At 44.2% G+C, this 17828-nt stretch carries 18 protein-coding genes and 2 pseudogenes; 3 read left to right on the top strand and 17 right to left on the bottom strand.

Going from position 1 to position 17828, the window contains the following annotated elements:
* Window positions 1–82: 82 nt before the first annotated feature.
* Entirely contained in the window at window positions 83–775 is a 693-nt protein-coding gene (locus tag C8268_RS02270; protein ID WP_234032951.1) for a nucleotidyltransferase domain-containing protein, read from the bottom strand.
* Between the two features lie 152 nt (window positions 776–927).
* Between C8268_RS02270 and C8268_RS02275 the strand changes: the two genes are divergently transcribed.
* Window positions 928–1650 carry a class I SAM-dependent methyltransferase gene (locus C8268_RS02275; RefSeq protein WP_106766181.1) on the top strand — a complete coding sequence of 241 codons (723 nt, stop codon included), beginning with the start codon at window positions 928–930 and terminating at the stop codon, window positions 1648–1650.
* 199 nt (window positions 1651–1849) lie between these two features.
* Window positions 1850–3100: a methyl-accepting chemotaxis protein gene (locus C8268_RS02280; protein ID WP_106766182.1), complete on the top strand. Its 1251-nt coding sequence runs from the start codon at window positions 1850–1852 to the stop codon at window positions 3098–3100.
* Window positions 3101–3429: 329 nt separating this feature from the next.
* Here the strand turns inward: C8268_RS02280 and C8268_RS02290 are convergent, their stop codons facing one another.
* From C8268_RS02290 to C8268_RS02330, 9 genes and pseudogenes are all read right to left on the bottom strand, one after another.
* A complete protein-coding gene (locus C8268_RS02290) occupies window positions 3430–3882 on the bottom strand; it encodes an NUDIX hydrolase (protein ID WP_106766184.1) in 453 nt (150 codons plus the stop codon).
* Window positions 3883–4151: 269 nt separating this feature from the next.
* Window positions 4152–4292 (bottom strand): hypothetical protein, encoded by a 141-nt coding sequence (locus tag C8268_RS22580; RefSeq protein ID WP_158702655.1) that lies wholly within the window; start codon window positions 4290–4292, stop codon window positions 4152–4154.
* 113 nt (window positions 4293–4405) lie between these two features.
* Entirely contained in the window at window positions 4406–4588 is a 183-nt protein-coding gene (locus C8268_RS23030) for a hypothetical protein (protein ID WP_106766185.1), read from the bottom strand.
* Window positions 4589–4728: 140 nt separating this feature from the next.
* Window positions 4729–5520 carry a lipid II flippase Amj family protein gene (locus C8268_RS02300; RefSeq protein WP_106766186.1) on the bottom strand — a complete coding sequence of 264 codons (792 nt, stop codon included), beginning with the start codon at window positions 5518–5520 and terminating at the stop codon, window positions 4729–4731.
* A gap of 81 nt (window positions 5521–5601) precedes the next feature.
* Window positions 5602–5790, bottom strand: coding sequence for a hypothetical protein (locus C8268_RS02305; RefSeq protein WP_106766187.1), 189 nt, complete (start codon window positions 5788–5790; stop codon window positions 5602–5604).
* A 20-nt stretch (window positions 5791–5810) separates the two neighbouring features.
* Window positions 5811–6784 (bottom strand): annotated as a pseudogene (locus C8268_RS02310) (S66 family peptidase).
* A 19-nt stretch (window positions 6785–6803) separates the two neighbouring features.
* The gene (locus C8268_RS02315) at window positions 6804–7013 is read right to left on the bottom strand and encodes a hypothetical protein (protein ID WP_106766188.1); all 210 of its coding nucleotides are present in this window, start codon (window positions 7011–7013) and stop codon (window positions 6804–6806) included.
* Window positions 7014–7450: 437 nt separating this feature from the next.
* Entirely contained in the window at window positions 7451–8068 is a 618-nt protein-coding gene (locus C8268_RS02325; protein WP_106766190.1) for an NUDIX hydrolase, read from the bottom strand.
* Between the two features lie 200 nt (window positions 8069–8268).
* Window positions 8269–9468: an IS110 family RNA-guided transposase gene (locus C8268_RS02330; protein ID WP_106766191.1), complete on the bottom strand. Its 1200-nt coding sequence runs from the start codon at window positions 9466–9468 to the stop codon at window positions 8269–8271.
* A 319-nt stretch (window positions 9469–9787) separates the two neighbouring features.
* Between C8268_RS02330 and C8268_RS23445 the strand changes: the two are divergent.
* Window positions 9788–9892: pseudogene (locus tag C8268_RS23445) on the top strand (transposase); the annotation flags it as partial.
* Window positions 9893–9994: 102 nt separating this feature from the next.
* Here the strand turns inward: C8268_RS23445 and C8268_RS02340 are convergent.
* The 7 genes from C8268_RS02340 to C8268_RS02370 all read right to left on the bottom strand — a co-directional run bounded on the left by C8268_RS02340 (window position 9995) and on the right by C8268_RS02370 (window position 17699).
* Window positions 9995–11590, bottom strand: coding sequence for an FAD-dependent oxidoreductase (locus C8268_RS02340; protein ID WP_106766192.1), 1596 nt, complete (start codon window positions 11588–11590; stop codon window positions 9995–9997).
* A gap of 93 nt (window positions 11591–11683) precedes the next feature.
* Window positions 11684–12583, bottom strand: coding sequence for an ROK family protein (locus C8268_RS02345; RefSeq protein ID WP_106766193.1), 900 nt, complete (start codon window positions 12581–12583; stop codon window positions 11684–11686).
* A 40-nt stretch (window positions 12584–12623) separates the two neighbouring features.
* Window positions 12624–13316 (bottom strand): N-acetylmannosamine-6-phosphate 2-epimerase, encoded by a 693-nt coding sequence (locus tag C8268_RS02350; RefSeq protein ID WP_106766194.1) that lies wholly within the window; start codon window positions 13314–13316, stop codon window positions 12624–12626.
* 53 nt (window positions 13317–13369) lie between these two features.
* Window positions 13370–14206 carry a carbohydrate ABC transporter permease gene (locus tag C8268_RS02355; RefSeq protein WP_234032648.1) on the bottom strand — a complete coding sequence of 279 codons (837 nt, stop codon included), beginning with the start codon at window positions 14204–14206 and terminating at the stop codon, window positions 13370–13372.
* A gap of 12 nt (window positions 14207–14218) precedes the next feature.
* Entirely contained in the window at window positions 14219–15118 is a 900-nt protein-coding gene (locus tag C8268_RS02360; RefSeq protein WP_106766196.1) for a carbohydrate ABC transporter permease, read from the bottom strand.
* 60 nt (window positions 15119–15178) lie between these two features.
* Window positions 15179–16480: an ABC transporter substrate-binding protein gene (locus tag C8268_RS02365; RefSeq protein WP_106766197.1), complete on the bottom strand. Its 1302-nt coding sequence runs from the start codon at window positions 16478–16480 to the stop codon at window positions 15179–15181.
* Window positions 16481–16838: 358 nt separating this feature from the next.
* Window positions 16839–17699: a MurR/RpiR family transcriptional regulator gene (locus tag C8268_RS02370; protein ID WP_337441775.1), complete on the bottom strand. Its 861-nt coding sequence runs from the start codon at window positions 17697–17699 to the stop codon at window positions 16839–16841.
* Between the last annotated feature and the right edge of the window lie 129 nt (window positions 17700–17828).

A 17828-nucleotide genomic window follows, 5' to 3' on the forward strand; every position in this document is an offset into this window, starting at 1 on the left:
AAAATTAGCTCGACCTGCAACTTGGCCGAGCTATTCTTTATTGAGTCCGTTATCAGATTGCTTACATCGATTCATAAAACGTCTATTCTTCATAGCCTATCAAATGAAGACCTCCATACGGCTCCAGTAGTTTTGACGTCCAATTATGCAAAGCTTCCTCTTCATTATGAAGATACAGCCGCTCAAGCGAGGCTTCCAAATCCTCAGCCATACTGGAATTAAATTCAGACAGCAAACGGTATAAAGTCTTTCCTTCCCCCGTCCACTGTTGATTGACCCGAAGGATAAATTCACATGACAGTATGGTCAGCTTTTGAGTAATAAACCATCTTTCTACCCTTTTGTCAGAACCTTGCAAGTCCATCAGATATTCGGTAATCATATAACGTGCTGCATCGATATCATATGAAGTGTAGGGAAGCGGGCCATAATCCAAATCGCACTTGGCCTCCTCTCGAATGTCCTCCCCTCCCGGACTGGTGCACAAAATCTTTCCTTCTGTGAGTATCCGCTGCAAGGTTGGATTCCCTGCCATCACACCTGCATCAAACAGTTCCCGGTATCCTGAAGTTGTCAGTAAAAACAGTTCAACGACCCAACCGTTTGCTTCGATTGTCTTTCGACTTAAATCCTCTATCGTATCATCAATCACTACAATATCCAGATCAGACTTCTCATTGTGCTCACCTTTGCCTGCACTTCCACCCAAAACAGCGATCAAGCAATTCGGATACTCCCGGAGTATCAGTTCTTTGGCAGCCTCATAAGGTTCCATTTTCACGGTTTCTTCCCTCCATGATATTTAGCATATTTCAAAAAACGGGCTCTAATTATTAGATTCAGCAAAAACCCCAAAGGTACCTGAAACATATGGTAAGTAACAAGTAAAGTTTATAACAAAATAAGGGAAGAATTGGGGGACGCTACATGAACTATATCGACATGCTGTCCAAATTAGGAACGGGGAGCGCCCATCCAGGGGGATTTGAAGCAACACTGAGGTTGTTCCGGAAGGAAACGCTCCCATTGAACAGCCGAATTTTGGAAGTAGGCTGTGGAACCGGCAGAACTGCCTGCTACCTGGCTGAAAAGGGTTATCAAGTTACCGCTGTGGATATGCATGAAAGCATGCTGAATAAAGCTCGAATACGGGCTGATGCCATGGGACTTGATATCAACTTTGTTCAAGCCGATGTATGCTCTTTGCCATTTGAGGATGAGCAATTTGATTTTGTAATCGCGGAGTCCGTCACCGTGTTCACCAATGCAGCCGAATCGTTATCCGAATACTGCCGTGTATTAGTAAAAGGTGGAACGCTTTATGACCGGGAACTGCTATTAGACCAACCGATGCCAATGGATCAAAAACAAGAACTGGAACAATTTTTTAGCATTCCTCGTCTGATGAATCGAGAAGAATGGAGCAAGCAACTGCTGGATAGCGGTTTTTCCTTTGAGGAGGCTTTGGAATATAACCACTTTACGGACCAAATGAAACAAGAGCAAATTCAGCATATGGATTCATTAGAGCTAAGAGATGAAGGATACCTTTTTGATCTAACGCTATGGGAAACATTATTCAAGCATGATCGAATGATTTTGGATAATACCAATTTTCTGGCCTCAGCCTTGTTTAAAGCTGTAAAGTGATGATATAGCTTTTATTTCTTGGGGAAAAGTAAAGAAAGCCTCTTTCTTTTCCCCTTAAACTTGTTTGCTGACTTAGATAATTAGAACTAATTTTAAATGATTTATAATCGTGAATATATAATTCGTTATATCTACTTTTGTCGAACGATGTTATAATCGTGGTAATTGTATCCTATGCTTAAAGGAGGAAGTTTTACTCATGTCTTGGTTCAACAAGTTAAGCATCTCGAATAAAATAACAGTTTCTTGTTATGTAATTGCTGTTCTCTTTGCACTTCCGATGCTGATTGCCTTTATAGCTCTCGGCAAAATTGTATTGGGAATTGTACTGGTTGCTATACTTGCCGGACTTACATACCCGCTCTCTCAATTCATTCAGAAAGCGCTCACAGGTTCTTTCGATGAAATTTCCAATGTTTCCTCACAAATTGCACGAGGTGATTTCACGGTTAAAGTAGGAGAAGCCGGAGGCATGACAGATCTGAGCCGAACTTTTAACAGTATGGTTGACAGACTGCGGAGGATTTTGCAGGAAGCCTCAGATATCTCCCGAAAAGTTATGGATTCCAGTCGTGATATATCAAACAAAAACCAAAATCTGATCGAAGTTATGAACCAAGTAACCATGTCTTCCAACGAGCTGGCCATTGGAGCAAACGAAATATCAGAAGATGTATCCGAGATGAGCGACTCCATCCGTGAGATCGAACATAAGGTTAGCAATTATACAGATTCCACAAGAGCGATGAATCAACGATCTACGGAAACACTCGGTCTGGTAGAGAAAGGACGAGTATCTGTTTCACAACAATCTGCCGGTATGCAAAAAAACATTGAAGCCACAAATAAAGTGGCAGAATCAATCGATGCCCTTTCCAAAAATGCCAAGGGGATCAGCAAAATTACCGAAACGATTTCAGAGATTGCTGAACAGACGAACCTATTATCATTAAACGCTTCTATTGAAGCCGCAAGAGCCGGAGAACATGGGGCCGGTTTCGCGGTCGTCGCGCATGAAGTTCGCAAGCTTGCAGAGGAATCCACCTCTTCCACTCGTGAGGTCTTTAATCTTGTTCGAAGCATCGAGCATGACATTAATCTTGCAAGTCAAAACATCAAAATCAATGAAGAAGTCGTTCATCACCAGACTGAAATGATTCAAGAAGCCGAGCTGATCTTTTCGGAGATCGTTACGAGTGTACAGTACATAACGGAGCAAATTTCCGCCTTCTCCAAGGAAAGCGAATCGATGCTGGAAAGTGCTCAAAGCATATCTGCTGCGATACAGAACATATCAGCCATTACCCAAGAATCCGCCGCAGGTACCGAACAGGTGTCTGCCTCCATGAATGAGGGCATCGAATCGATCAAGAGGATGGCAGATGAAATAAATGCGATGACAGATGCCGTATTCCAGCTCCAAAAAACGATCAATATTTTTAAATTTTAAAAATATATATGCAAGTTGAACTAAAGAACCTAGCCCTAGCATCACTACGAATTCGGATTATTCTTCCGATCGCTCTTGCCCCCAGATTTCTCTGAAAGATTTAAACGACCGTTGAAATCCGGGGACAGCTTACGCTTTCGAAGCGAGCTTTCCGTAGGAAAGCTTTTAGGCGAACACTGACGTTTCTCCAGAATAATTCCAACTTCTTTCGTTGAAGTATTACCATTCTTTAGTTCAATCACCCCCCATCGATGGATCATTGATGGGAGGCTTTTTTTAAATCATGATCCATTTCCCCGGAAATAAAAAGGGAATATACCTTTCTATTTTCAATTCATCCTTGAGCCAAATTCCTCCACAAATTGCTCAGCCACCGTTTCAACAAAAGGAGTTATCGGGATGAACTTCAGCTTTTCAAGTGGAATCCACTCCGCTCCCAGTGAATCCTGCTGATCACCAACGCGCTTAATTGGAACTTGCTCACCCTCCATCTCAACCTCGTATATGATGCCAATGTGATGCATTTCCTCCAGCACGTCATCCGACCGCTTATAAATGATTGTACAGGAAACAGCGGTTTTCATACGGCTGCGAATATCTGTCAGCCCTGTTTCTTCAAGAAATTCACGCCTTAATGTCTGTTCCGGCTCTTCCCCAAACTCGATTGAGCCACCAGGCAAATCCCATTTGCCTATATACGGCCCCCTCGCTTTACGAATTAACAGCATACGGCCTTGTTTAATTAAAACACCATAAACGCCCAGATGCGTATACTTTTCCATTTCACTCACAACCTTTTGCTAAAAATCTGATCACTCTTCTTGATAAAAATCAACGGCAACTAAGTTTTTCCGTTCCACGAGAAGATGAAAATCAAAAATCTCATCCAATGCTTGTAGTCTTGTTTCAACCGGCAGCTGTTTAAAGCGAAAGTAGGGGGAATCAGAGTGGGTGTACTTGGCCGGAGGTGGAAATGTTTCATGTGGATGCAGATTTTCTCCTGTAAACCATTCGAATACGGCCGCATATCCAGAATTAACGGGATAATAGTTCAGCAGCTGATATTGCCGGAGTCCTGCCCGGCAAACACCCGAAAAACACGTCCCTCATGCTGAATCCAATCGAAGCTATGATCCTCTCTCAGCTCAAAAGCAACGTCGTTCACTGTAATCATCACCATTGAATAATTCATGTTCCCCCCCTTATCGGATAAAAAATAGACCGTCCCTATCCGGAAAACGGCCTAAAACAAATCAGACTTTTATATTATATTCCAAAAATTAACTTACCTCAATGACAATCACCTCAAAGCGCATCAATTCTTGACTGGGGTGCTTTGTCACACCGCTTGCACACTTTTAAAGACATGCCGTCGGATTTGGTCCGGGGGTACAAAAGTTTAATTCGGGTACTGTGACATACCGGGCAAGTACCTCGCCCACGAGCAGGTAAATGCCATAAGGAGCGTCCTCTTTTGGATTTAGCCATGGTTTCCAAACTCCTTTTTCTCAAATTTCACCTTGCACCATATTTATGTTAATGTTGAACGTTTTAGTCATGTTTGGCGTAAGTTTTGAATTGAAAGTCCAGGGCGTACCATCAATTCAACGTATTCATAAAGCTTATGGCTATATTAACGTAACAGCCACACTGATCAAATACGCAGCAGGCACAATAATCAACTGGGCAAGCATCGTCCCCAAAAAACGTGTAACCATCAGCAGTGTATACACCTTGCCAAGCTGATCTCTCGTTTCCGGTTGATGTGTTGCTTTGTCTGTAATGAGGCCAAGCTGAGGATCGATAAAGATCGTTAAAATAATCGTAGCTATACCGTTGATGATTCCTGAGGATTGAGAAGCCGTTGTCGCCAATTCAGGTACGATATGGGCTGCATACAGCGAAGACAGCACACCTACCGTATAGAAGGCTGTTACTCCGATATTGAGAAAAATAAAACGATTGGGAATGCCTAGATAACGAAACTGGCTGATTTTCAATGAGGGCTTTCTAAAGTAATGCTTCGTATTCTTAAGTTGGCCAATCGTTACACTGGAAATTAGCTTTGGAATCGAACCTGCCACCTCCAGCTTCGCTATAACTCGGGCAAACAGGTTTACAAAGGTGGGAAACAGTACGATGGCAAGCAAGGTTCCAACAGATGCAGCAAGCAAAATAAACCGAAAATATCGAAGCACATCAAAAGAAGGGTCTATTCGGGCATAATCTACAAATTTGGCCGTCAGTGGAGCCTGAATCAAGTTCGACGTTCTTGATACGAGAACAATAATGCCGATCAAAGATAAGGCGACAGCAATTTTATTCAGTTTCACACCGGCATACCTGGCGGAATAGGATAACGTCTCCGCTGTGTGAATGATCATTGTCAATACAAAAACGATAATGAGGCTGTTGACCATAGGCGCTCCCCCTCTATGCCCGAAGACACATAAGATTTTACAAAAACAGATTGCTCAGCTTGAATCCACTTGCTCATCCGTTCATGTATTGAGTATAGGACCGTGAACGCCAAACTTAAGGTTTTCGTTCATACAGAACCTGCTCAACTCTTCAACGGCTTCTTTATTTGGATACTTCGAAATTTCCATCCCGCTAATGAAATCATTCGATATATCATTCCATCGATCCCGGATGAATTGATGCCACATTCCGATCTGAAGACGTCTCATTATCTTACCTCCATCGCCATTTACTCTTGAATACTGAGCTTCACTTCATCCCCGAATGCTTCAAGGGCAGCCTCTCCACCAATCGGAATCGTAATTTGCGGTGAGGTATGTCCAAAGTTAATGTCGGCCACTACAGGCAGGTGTTCCAGTTCTTTCTTCGACTTGATAATATCGCTCAGGAGCTGTCTGCTCATCTGTGATGCGGTTTGAAACCGTCCGATGATCATTCCTTTCACTTCATGAAAACCAGGCTGATGAATAAGGGATTGCAGATCACGATCAAAGGTCGGTGGCGATGATTCCAAATCATCCTCAACAAACAAAATAGCGCCCGCCAAGCTCGGCATAAACTCCGTCCCTTGGAGCAAATTCAGAGTACACAGGTTACCGCCGATCAGTATCCCTTCCGCTTTCCCTTCATTAATGACGTATGGACCGTCATTTCGAATGAAATTCCGGTTCTCCTGATCTATGTACCAGGCATCATCACTCCAATATCAGAAGGAGATACCTCCAAAGGCCCCTCATGGAACATCATTTTATAAAAATACTCGGATGTATATTCAGTCCCGTGCAGCATGCCAAAAGTTGAAAAATGCGGACCTGAATAGGTAATTAGCCCCGTCTTGGCATATATCGCACAGCTCAGTGCCGTAATATCGGAATATCCGCACAGCCTCTTCGGATTCGAAGCGATCAGATCATAATCAATATATCGGAGCAGCTGATTGCAATTGTAGCCGCCAATCGTTGTCAGAATACCGGATACATTCGGATCCAGAAACGCTTCGTGCAAATCTCGAATTCTGGATTCGATGGATGACGAGCTGAATGCATCTATTTTCTCACAATGCCTGGAATATGATAAGACAAGACCCATCTCTCGCAAGCGATCTTCAGAAAGCTTTCGCTGTTCTTTTGCAATAATAGACATACTCCGGGAAGGAGACACAACACGAATTTCATCACCCGTCTTAAACTTATTAGCTTTCATATCGATTCCCCCTTTTAATTCATACGCTGTGATTGTAATCCACTTGGACTCGGGAACGCGTGTTTGACGAAGCAATAATCGCATCAAGTAGAGATTGAACCTTATGTCCGTCATCAAACGTTGGCAAATCAACGGAATCCTGTTCACCGCATAACGATCGATACATTAAATCTACCATCTTGTAAAAGCCGATAATACCGACACGAATTTTTGGCATAGACGCTGACATTATTCTCTAGACCTCAATGATGAAAAAATGTTGATCAATATAATCACAAACGTAGAAAAAATATAATGTCCCATTATAACGATTCCAATAGCCGGAAGGGGTTTTTCCCCTGGATCAGTAATTGGATACAATGAAACAAATATGCTATTAAACATCCAAAAATACGGCATCCACAGGACGGGTATAATATATTTCAGCTTTTTTCGGCCGAATAAATGTTTAGTTAGAAAATAGCAAAGTATAGAAAAGAACAAAAACACAATGATGATCAAAATATCAGTATATCCCGCTATATTACTTAATCCGGTAATCCTTTCTATACGGTAAACATTGACCATGAGCTGAACCTGAATCAAAAAAGAAATAGCATATAATGCACTTAAACCATTCAATTTCAAAAATGGAAGCATAAGCACACCCCCTATTCGTTTCTTGAACTAGTCAAACCATACCTCTTTCAAAGGGTTGCGGAGATAGCCGAACATCTGTTGCAGCTGTTCTGGTGTATTCCGATCTAGAGACAGTTCAGGTAATCCGTCTTCATTAAAAAAACCAACATCTGAAGTCTCAACTCCACTGGCTGCTTTCCCTCCGATCAACTCGCATTGAATAAACAACTTATATACATGCTGCGATGAAGGCGGATGATTGTGAAATTTCTTATCCAAAACCGCCAGCAATCTGACCGGAGTAACATCATAACCGGATTCTTCCTTGATCTCCTTCACCACAACCTCCTTGACCGACAAGCCGATATCGGCCCATCCGCCTGGCAAAGCCCATCCGCCACCACTTCTTTCTTTGACAAGAAGAATTTTTCCATCTTGAAAAACAACCCCGCGAATATCCACCTTGGGCGTTGGATACCCGGTGTCACTTGCAAACAATGTCCGAATCTTCTCATGCTCCATTTCGGTATATTCATGTAAAATCGAGACACTTAGTTCCCGCAGCTGTTCAAAACGCTCTTTATCATATATATCCTTGGAGTAGGCAAGGCCCGCCTGGCTGATCGCCTGAATTTCCTTGGCCCATTCCAGCCATTTTTGTGTCATCGTGCTCCCCTCCCTTGATTTCAGCGGTATACACTGATTCTCCTATATCATGATCCTTTCCTGCTGGACGCCTTGCAAAATCTAAAAACCAGCTAATGGTTTGTCAAGTCAAGCTATTGGAAACGAAAGAAATTTGCTATACTAAAAGAAAGCATACGAAATAAACCTCCACAAAAATGGAAGTTTATGGCTTGCGAGGATTATAAAGTGTAGGGTTGCCTTTTCTTGAGCATAGCGTAGATGTGATGTAATAACTTGTTAGCGCAAGCAATCACAGCTACTTTATGGGGCTTCCCTTCACTTTTTTTCTTGTCATAGTACTCTCTGATACGGAGATTTAGATCTCCTCGTAGACCACAGGTTACTGCCAAATAAGCTGCACGCCTTAATCGTTTGGAGCCACGTTTTGTTATTCGATTTTGCGTTGCTACAAACTTGCCTGAACTAAAGACACTGGGATCTAGGCCAGCATAAGCTACTAGTTGCTTCGGATGCCGAAACTGCGAAGCATCACCAATTTCAGCAGCAATAGAGGTTGCCAGCTTTGTACCTACTCCTGGAATGGATTTTAAAAGCTGAACTTCTGCTATCATTTCAGACAGTTCTAATATGATTTTTTCTAGTTCAGCTAGTTGGTTTTGCAAGTCACGGATAACCGTTAGCATACTGCGCAGAGCCATTTCTAATCCATATGGGACGTGCATAACAGGATTATCCTTTATAGCTACGTTTAATTGCTCAATCTTACGGTTCATCCAATCTTCAGAACGAGCAGCTTTAGTGGATTCTCTTACGACCGCAGCCCAAGTATTATGGTCTCGCTCCTCAATGCCTTTTGGCGAGAGACACATTTCTAGTAAGTTTAATGACGTTTTTGAGAATAGGTCTCTAAATACACTTTCATAGTTTGGAAATACCTGATCGATTAGCGTCCGCGTATTCAACTTCGCTTGAACGTAAAGACTAGTAATAAACTCGTGTTGTCTTGTTATGAACTGTAAGTCCATTAACGATTCTTTAGGACTCGGATGAACAAGCCAACTCTCCTCCTGGTAGTATAAATCCCCCAGATGCCAAGCGTCTGATGCATCCGTTTTCACTTTACGTAGATTCGTTCTTCGAGCACGTTGTGCCTGCAGGGGATTAACGAGAATGGTCTCATATCCTACGCTTTGTAAATAGTTAACAAGGACACGATGGTAGTGCCCTGTTGGTTCCAAGATAACAACGGGCTTCCGATTTGTCTTAACTTCTAATTCCACTAAAGTTTGAAATAATCGTTCAAATCCTTTTGGTGAATGCAAAATCAATTGATCTCGGCCATAGGGAACATTTCGCTTTAAAAATGCTTGAATAACTGATTTTCCTTTTGCTACATCAATTCCTATAACAGGTTTCATTTTTCTCCTCCCGCATTATATTTGCCGGTAATCCCACAATGGTTCCAACTCCACAGCTTCGCTTGTTATACGAGGTCATTTGCCTCAACCAGCTCAAACATGGTAGAAGGCGATAGTGAGAGAACTGTTTTTTGTACGGGGTTCCCCCCCAGGGGCTGTCACGTTCTCCCGGCTACCACCATCGTAAAACAACCAATAAAAAAGACCAACCAGTAAACTCTGGTTGACCTAATAATACGAAAGGGAGCTGTCGCAAAAGGTCCATTGACCCGGGTCGGCTCCTTTGTCTGTTCTAAGGACGCTATCGGAACGAAGCATGGGGCTGCAAAAAGTAAGCCTTGAGGTCGGGTGGCTTTCGCTTGCCCATAATTTGCTCAAGAAGGCAGCAATAGACCAAAAAGCAGAAATGGCGGCGCAAGGATAACACCCTTGGCACCGCCATTTCTTTATTTCTTACTAATTTACTCATCAAGTGAGTGTCTCGTCTAGTGAGTAGATGTTATTTTTGGAACAGCTTTCCAATATGTTAAAGCTCGATGTCATCCGGCCAATGAATTTGCACGCCCTGACGTTGAATTAGCGCTTGATAAGCACGAAGATGCTTCTGATCGGCGCGCACCTCATGCGGCGTTACGTTGTTCTGCAGTGCATAGGCCGCCAAATAACCGGCCGATTCCCCGATGTTCCATTCCGTTGGATGGACACGATAACAACCGTTTGTAATCTGGGTGGTGCCGATGTTTTTACAGGCTGGAAGTATATTTTTCATACGGATTGGAAGCAATGCCCCAAGCGGAATTTCAAACGGATAACTCGGAATATAAAACGTACGGTTTGTGACCGTCGTGATATGGAGGTCCAGATGATAGCTTCCTACTCCGATGCTGTCATCATAGCGACGTATCCCTTCTGCCCCCCGTAATTCCCTGCTGACATCCTGCTCGGTTATCGTGTACATCGCTTTAATCCGCCGCGATTCCCGGATATACGGATACTTTGCCAACCCGTCCGAAGTACCGAGTACATCCCCCCGCAACCGGATTCCCGGATACCCTTGCCCTCCGTCCGGACGCGGCGCTTCCGTCTGCAGCCAGTAAACGAGCGAAAGGCTCAACTCTTTGGCATTGTCCAAAGATTGAAGTCGTTCTTCTTCGGAAACACCGATGAGCGGACCGAGAAAATAATCATTTTGCGGCCAGTTAATTAACGAAATATCCCCTTCGTATGTTCCAGGCTCAAATAAGACAGGATCGATAATGCGCCGATACGTCCATAACGGCATTACCTTTCGCCCTTCCGCATCCACACGATCATCAGGGAAAAGGCCATATTCCTTCATCCGGGTCGTATCGTCCGAGTCGTTCGCATACCAGCTCAGAAGCGGAAATTGCGAATACTCTGGCACGTATTGACGCCAAAAATCATATTTCTTCGGCTTCTCAATCGTAAAGTCCTCACCCTCTACATAATCGAGGGCTACGACATGCGTAAACGATTGCATATCAGCCGGATTCGCTTCTTCCAATGCATGCGGCTCGCCTGTCTCCAATCTGGATTCCGCACCTATGACATGCTCCACGCCGGCCAGCGGAAGAACGTCCCCGCATTCCGTAGCATCAAGAAAGTACTCCCCTTTCAATATCGTTTCCTTACCTGTATACGAATGCTTCACAGTGACCGTCTCCACTCTGTCCCCGTTCACCGCAGTTTTGATCGGTTTAACATGATATATTATCGTGATGCGGCCGCTGCTGACGTAAGGTGCAAGCATATCCTCAAGCACGCGCAGCGCCACCTTCGGCTCATGACAGAGTCGGCTTACCCATCCATTTCCCGGATTCAGTCGTTCGTCACCATTCGCTTCTTCCGTCAGTGGGTAATTCTGCTTATAGTATGCGCGAACCCGGTTTCGAAACTCACGGTATGACTCCGTGCAGCCAAAGCTTTCTATCCATTGATGCTCATCCGGCGGAACGGCCTGACTTGTCAGCTGTCCTCCCAGCCAATCCGTTTCTTCCGTTATCAGGACCCGCACGCCCATCTTGGCCGCAGCCAGTGCGGCCATACATCCGCCAAGTCCACCGCCTACGATGACGATATCGGTTCTTTGTTCATTATTCATATCGCAAGCTCCTTTGTTGGTGCATCAACACCCCTTTATTTCGTGTACGCCATGTTAAATTTCAATGAACAACGCCTAACATCACAGATTTCGCTATGACTCCTTGAGAGATTCCAGCACCAATCGGGCCGCACCAATCGCTCCAGCCCGATTGCCAAGCGTCGCTGCCCGTACCTCAATAACCGGACTCAGCTCTGCTAGCTTACCTTTTAACAGATCAAACCATATGGATTTTGATTCTGCCACTCCCCCGCCGATGATGATAGCTTGAGGGTTCAATCCAATATGAATGTTATGAATAACAAGGGCCAGATCACTGATGAAACGCTGCACCACAGCAAGAACTTCAGGCTGCCCGCGTTTAAAATCGGCAAATACTTCATGGCCAGTTGTATAATCGCGGCCCGCCGCTTCTCGGGCAAGACGAACCAATGCCGTCCCGGATACGTACTGTTCAATGCATCCCTGCATACCGCAATTACATGGATAACCGTTCGGGACGAGAACAACATGTCCCCATTCGCCGCCATTCCAATGGGCACCTCGATACAGCTTGCCGCCAATCATATTGGCGCCGCCAACACCCGTACCCAGTGTCAACATCGTCAAATCAGACAAGCCAACGCCTGCACCAAGCCAGGCTTCCCCAGCCAATGCTGTGTTAGCGTCGTTATCAACGACGACAGGCAAACCGAACTTCCCTTCGCACCACTCGCCTAATTCAAACCCTTGCCAGCCCGGCAAATTATTCGTTGCATACACGATTTGTCCTGTTTTGACGTCTACTCTGCCCGCTGTTCCGATCCCGATTCCAGCTGCATCCGGATAACGAGACAGCAATTGTCCAATGACCTTTTCCACATGAAGGGCGATATGTTCTTTACCGCGCTTGGCTTCCGTTGACATTCTCGTTTCTTCCAGGCAATCTCCCATTTCATTGATGACGATCCCTTTAATCGAAGTACCGCCAATATCAACACCGATTATTTTCAAGCTGCCTTCACTCCTTTCCGTCTATATATCTACATCAGGTTCACGCTTCAAATACCTTTTTCATCTCCGCCGCATACCGCTTTGTTATTAGCTGTGGACGTGTGATGGCTGAGCCGACAACTACAGCATGAGCTCCGAACTTAAGCATTTGCGCCGCCTGCGCCGGTGTATGAATTTTCCCCTCTGCTAATACCGGAATGGGCAGACGCTTGACAGCTTCCATAACCAAATCACAGTCTGGATCGTCTTTTTGCGGCGAATACGGCGTATATCCGGATAACGTTGTCGATACACAATCCACGCCGAGCGAAGCGGCATAAATCCCCTCGTCCAAAGTTGAAATATCTGCCATCACTTTCTGTCCCCGTTCCTTCATGTAAGCGATCAGTGATTCCAGCTTTTCACCGTTCGGCCGGGCCCGCAGGGTCGCATCCAATGCAACCAGATCAACTCCCGCTTCCATAAGTTCTTGGACCTCTCTAAGCGTAGGTGTAATATAGACATCGCTACCGCGATATTCTCTTTTAATGATCCCGATAATCGGCAGCTTCGTTGTTTTTTTAATAGAAGTTATATCCTGTATACCATTCGCCCGAATGGCCACGGCTCCCCCTATTTGAGCTGCCCTTGCCATCTTCGCCATTGTCTCCGCGCCATGAAGAGGCTCATCCTCAAGCGCTTGACATGATACGATCAATCCTTGATGGACTTGGTCCATTATCGGCTGTGTCATTGACTCACTTCCTTTATGTTGTCCTGTACATGTTGTCCTGTACACTTTCTGATTTACCCTTTGACAGCTCCGGAGATGCCTTCCATATAATAACGTTGCGTGAACAAAAACACGATAATGATCGGAACAACCGAGATGACCGTACCTGCTGCGATCCAGCCGAAATTATAGGCAAATTGCCCGTTTAGAAAACTGAGAGCAGATGCGATTGGATATTTTTTGGTATCGTTTAGTACGATCATCGGCCAGAGGAAGTTATTCCACATCGCCATAAACTCCAGCAGCCCGATAACAGCAATCGCCGGCTTTACAATAGGCAGGGCCAGCTGAAACCATATACGAAGCTCACTGGCTCCATCCACTTTACCGGAATCACGCAATTCACTTGGAACTCCCATAAACGCCTGTCTCATTAAAAACACATTGAACACAGTAACCGCCGATGGAAGAACTACGGCAAGAAAGCTTCCCATTAAACCAAGCGCCTTTACCGTCAAATAGTTAACGACCATCCCGGCTGCCGCCGGAATAATCATCGTCGCCACCAGCAAGGTAAAAATCAGATCACGGCCTTTAAAACGAAATACAGCCAAGGGATAAGCTGTCAGACAAGAGAAAAGTATATTCATGACAACACCCAATATGGCAATAACTACGGTATTCCATAAATATTGTGGAAAGTCCATGTAATTCCATACCTGAGTATAGTTTTCAAAATCGATATATGTCGGGAATATGGCAGGCGGAAAACTGAATACATTTTTCCCTGGCATAAGCGACACGCTAAACAACCATAAGAACGGCCCCATCATAAATATGGCAAACAGAATCAAACAGATGTAAAGCAGCGCTAATTTCAAAAATTTCAATGGCTTCGTTTTCGTTTTCATATCATGCATCCATTAATATGGATTGACACCGCCCTTCTGGTTGAATCTGAAAATAATAATACTAAGTGCGGCAATCAACACGCTTACGATTAAGCCGAGTGCAGAAGAGTAGCCAAAATTAAATTTTTGGAATCCCTGTTGATAAATATATAAACTTGATGTCAATGTAGTGATTCCTGGTCCGCCCTGAGTCAAAATAAATACCTCATCAAATACGCGGATCGCTGCCATTAATGAAATGAGGGAGCAAAAAAAGACATACGGCTTCAAAAGTGGAATCGTCACCTTACGGATCGACTGCCACCGATTCGCTCCATCGATCATTGCCGCTTCTACCAAATCTTTCGGAATCGATTGCAGTCCAGCCAAGTAAATCATCATATAGTAGCCAAGGCCCTTCCACATCGTAATGAACATCAATGTCCACAGCGCCGTATTCTTGTTGGACAGCCATGTAATCCGTTCTTCCATCAGTCCTACGCTGCTCAAAATATAGTTAACAACACCGTTCTGGCTTAACAGCCATCCCCAAATGAGTGCTACAGCAACCATAGAAGTTACGACAGGAATGTAATATGCGGTTCGAAAAAATTTGATACCTTTCACATTGCTGTTCACTAAAATCGCCATCAAAATGGAAAAAATCTGAATGAACGGAACGACGATGACATATAGCAGTGAGTTGATAAGCGATGTAATAAAGCTCTTATCCTGAAATGCCGTTTTAAAGTTGTCAAACCCAACAAATTCAGTTTCCCCAATAATAGAGTAATTGGTTAGTGCCAGCGGGAGGCTGTAAATGATCGGCCAAAAAACGAACAATACCAGCAGGATCAAACCGGGGGTCATAAAAAGCCAAGCGATAGAGGCTTCTGTTTTGCCAAACCTAGAAAAAATCGATGTCTTGTTCATATGCAGCTTTTGCCTCCTTTAAGAAAGATCGGGCAGGACAAGCCTGCCCAATGTTACGGATCAATTGCCCAAAATCTTGTTAACTTCTTGTTCTGCTGCCGCCAATTCTTCTTTTACATCGGCATCATTCAAGTAGATATTCTCCAGTGCCTTGGTTACAGCATGGTTCACATCGTTTGCACTTTCGATACCGATATAGAAGTCTTGAGCCTTGTCCAAGCTGACCGCTGAAACGGTCTTGGCCACTCCTTCCAAAGTGCCGTCATTTTCTGAGAAGAACGGATCTTTGGCGCTTTCCACCGTAGAAGGCAATGTGTTGGCCACTTTCGAAAATTCAAGCTGATTGGTCGCGTTCGTGACATATACAGCGAAGTCAACCGCTTCTTTCTTATGCGACGTTGTAGCTGGCACGACAAGGTTCATCGTATTGGAATAGCGGATTCCCGCCTCGCCGACCGGACTTGGTACAGCAAGCATTTTTTCGTAAACGTCCGGAGCTGCTGTTTTGATCTTGTTAATAAACGGTGAGCTGGATAATGACATCGCAACTTGTTCACTTGCAAAATACTGCACCTGTTTATCATAATTTATAATATCTTTCGGAATAACGCCTTCCTCCAACAGCGCAAGATTCTCTTGAATATATTCTTCTACTTCCGGTGTATTAAAAGCCGCTTTCTTGTAATCTTCCGTCAAGAACTGCAGGTTCTCTTCCAACAAAGAGCGTGCTTCCATAGAGAAGATATAACCGTAGACGCCCGTTTTCTCTTTAATTTGACGTCCCCATTGCATTAAGTCCTCTCTCGTCGCTGGCGGATTGTTCGGATCAAGCCCCGCTTTTTCCACCAGATCTTTGTTCAGGAAAAGAATCGGAAGCCCTGTATACCAAGGCAAGGCGTAGGCTTTACCGTCTATTTCTGTTGAAGAGTAGATTCCCTGGAAATAAGCCTCCTTTTGCTCTGGTGTCAGTTCCTGGTTAAAATCGACCAGAGCATTTTTCGTTCCCATTTGATTCGCTAATTCGGTATTTAAATTGACCACGTCCGGCGCTTCCTCTGCTGCTATGTTCGTCATCAACTTATTAAGCACAGCATCGTATGGATAGTCCTTCCAGTCAATTTTTATGTTCGGATTTTCCGATTCATAGTCAGCGATCAGTTTATTAAAATAGTCATTAAATGTAGGCTGTAGCGAAATTGTCCAAAACTCCACCGTCACTTTCTCACCAGTTTTCCCCTCTCCATCTGCATTGGAAGCGGCCTTGCCGTCATCTGACGTCTTCGAACCGCAAGCTGCGAGCAGACCAACGATCATAATCGATGCTAACAACAGTGAAATCAGTCTTCTTCCTGTACCTTTCATGAAACTACACCCCTTCTAAATGTATAATTAGTCTCTAACCGAAAAAAGAAAGACTGAAAGTTTGCAGAATTCTTGATATAAGCGCTTACAATGAAGACTGAATACTTCTGCCAATCAGCACTAATGCATCCTATGGATCATTGCCTCTTCCTCCGGCAAACTCATTCTATCATCTTTAGGAGAATATCTCCACTGTTTATTTAAATAAAAGAGATTATTTCTTGTTTTGTTCAAAAACTGTCCGAATGCGCGGCCGAGAGCTTTCCTTGCCCACCATGTGCTTCAGGTAAGTAATAATAGCAAAAAGGCCGAGTCCGGGAGCAAATGCTCCTAACTCGACCTTTTTTGAATCTAATCGTTAGAACAGCTTTTCTGAAATGGCCTTGGCAGTCACTTCTCGAACTCTCAAGGCATCATCCTTCATTCTTAATGATACCGCGACATTCAAAATGTCTATGACAGCCAATTGAGATATTTTCGCAGAAAGCGAGCTTCCTTGCAACGGATTCTCACGGGCAATCATGAGTAAGACGATATCTGCTACTTTCGTAATCGGAGAACGGGCATTACTCGTAATCGCAATAATGGTAGCTCCCGTTTTTTTGGCCAGTGTCAAATTTTCGATCATATCTTTCGTGCTGCCCGATATGGAAAGTCCAACTGCAACATCTTCTTTCGTCATTAGCGCTGCTTCCATCGCCTGGAAGTGCGTATCCGTCTTGGCACTGCTATGCTTGCCGATTCTGGAAAAACTATGTGCTGCCTGTACGGCAGTCAGCCCGGACGAGCCAACGCCGAAAAAATAAATGCTTCTCGCCTGATGCAGCGCATCGATCGCCTTGCCTAATTGTTCTGAAACCGCCAGTTCCCGTGTCTGTTCCAATGTACGGATATGAGTGGCAATGATTTTCTCATTAAGCGCCATGGCGTTATCTTCTTCTGTAACCTCTTCATGCAAATGATCAAGCGGCTTCACAAGATCTTGAGCCAATGACAATTTAAAATCCTGAAATCCTTGAAACTTGAGCTTCCGGCATAGACGCAGCACCGTCGTTTCACCGACATCAGCCTTCTCCGCCAACTCGGTTACAGAATGGTAAATGATATCGGAAGCGTGATCCAATATATACTGAGCGACTTTTTGCTCTGCTTTCGTAAGTCCATTCAGATGACTCTGAATATTTAATAATGTTTTACCCATCCCCTGTATGGTTGTCAAACGCAAAATCCCCTTTCAACCTGCCCATATGTAGAATATATTCTTTATTTCCGATTCAGAAGGATGATTTCTACTGTCCTTATTTTATCGGTTTCAGATTCAATAGGCAAGCTTCGCCCTAAGCTTTCA

The sequence above is a fragment of the Paenibacillus faecalis genome, assembly GCF_900289175.1.
Taxonomy (GTDB): Bacteria; Bacillota; Bacilli; order Paenibacillales; family Paenibacillaceae; genus Paenibacillus_AQ; species Paenibacillus_AQ faecalis.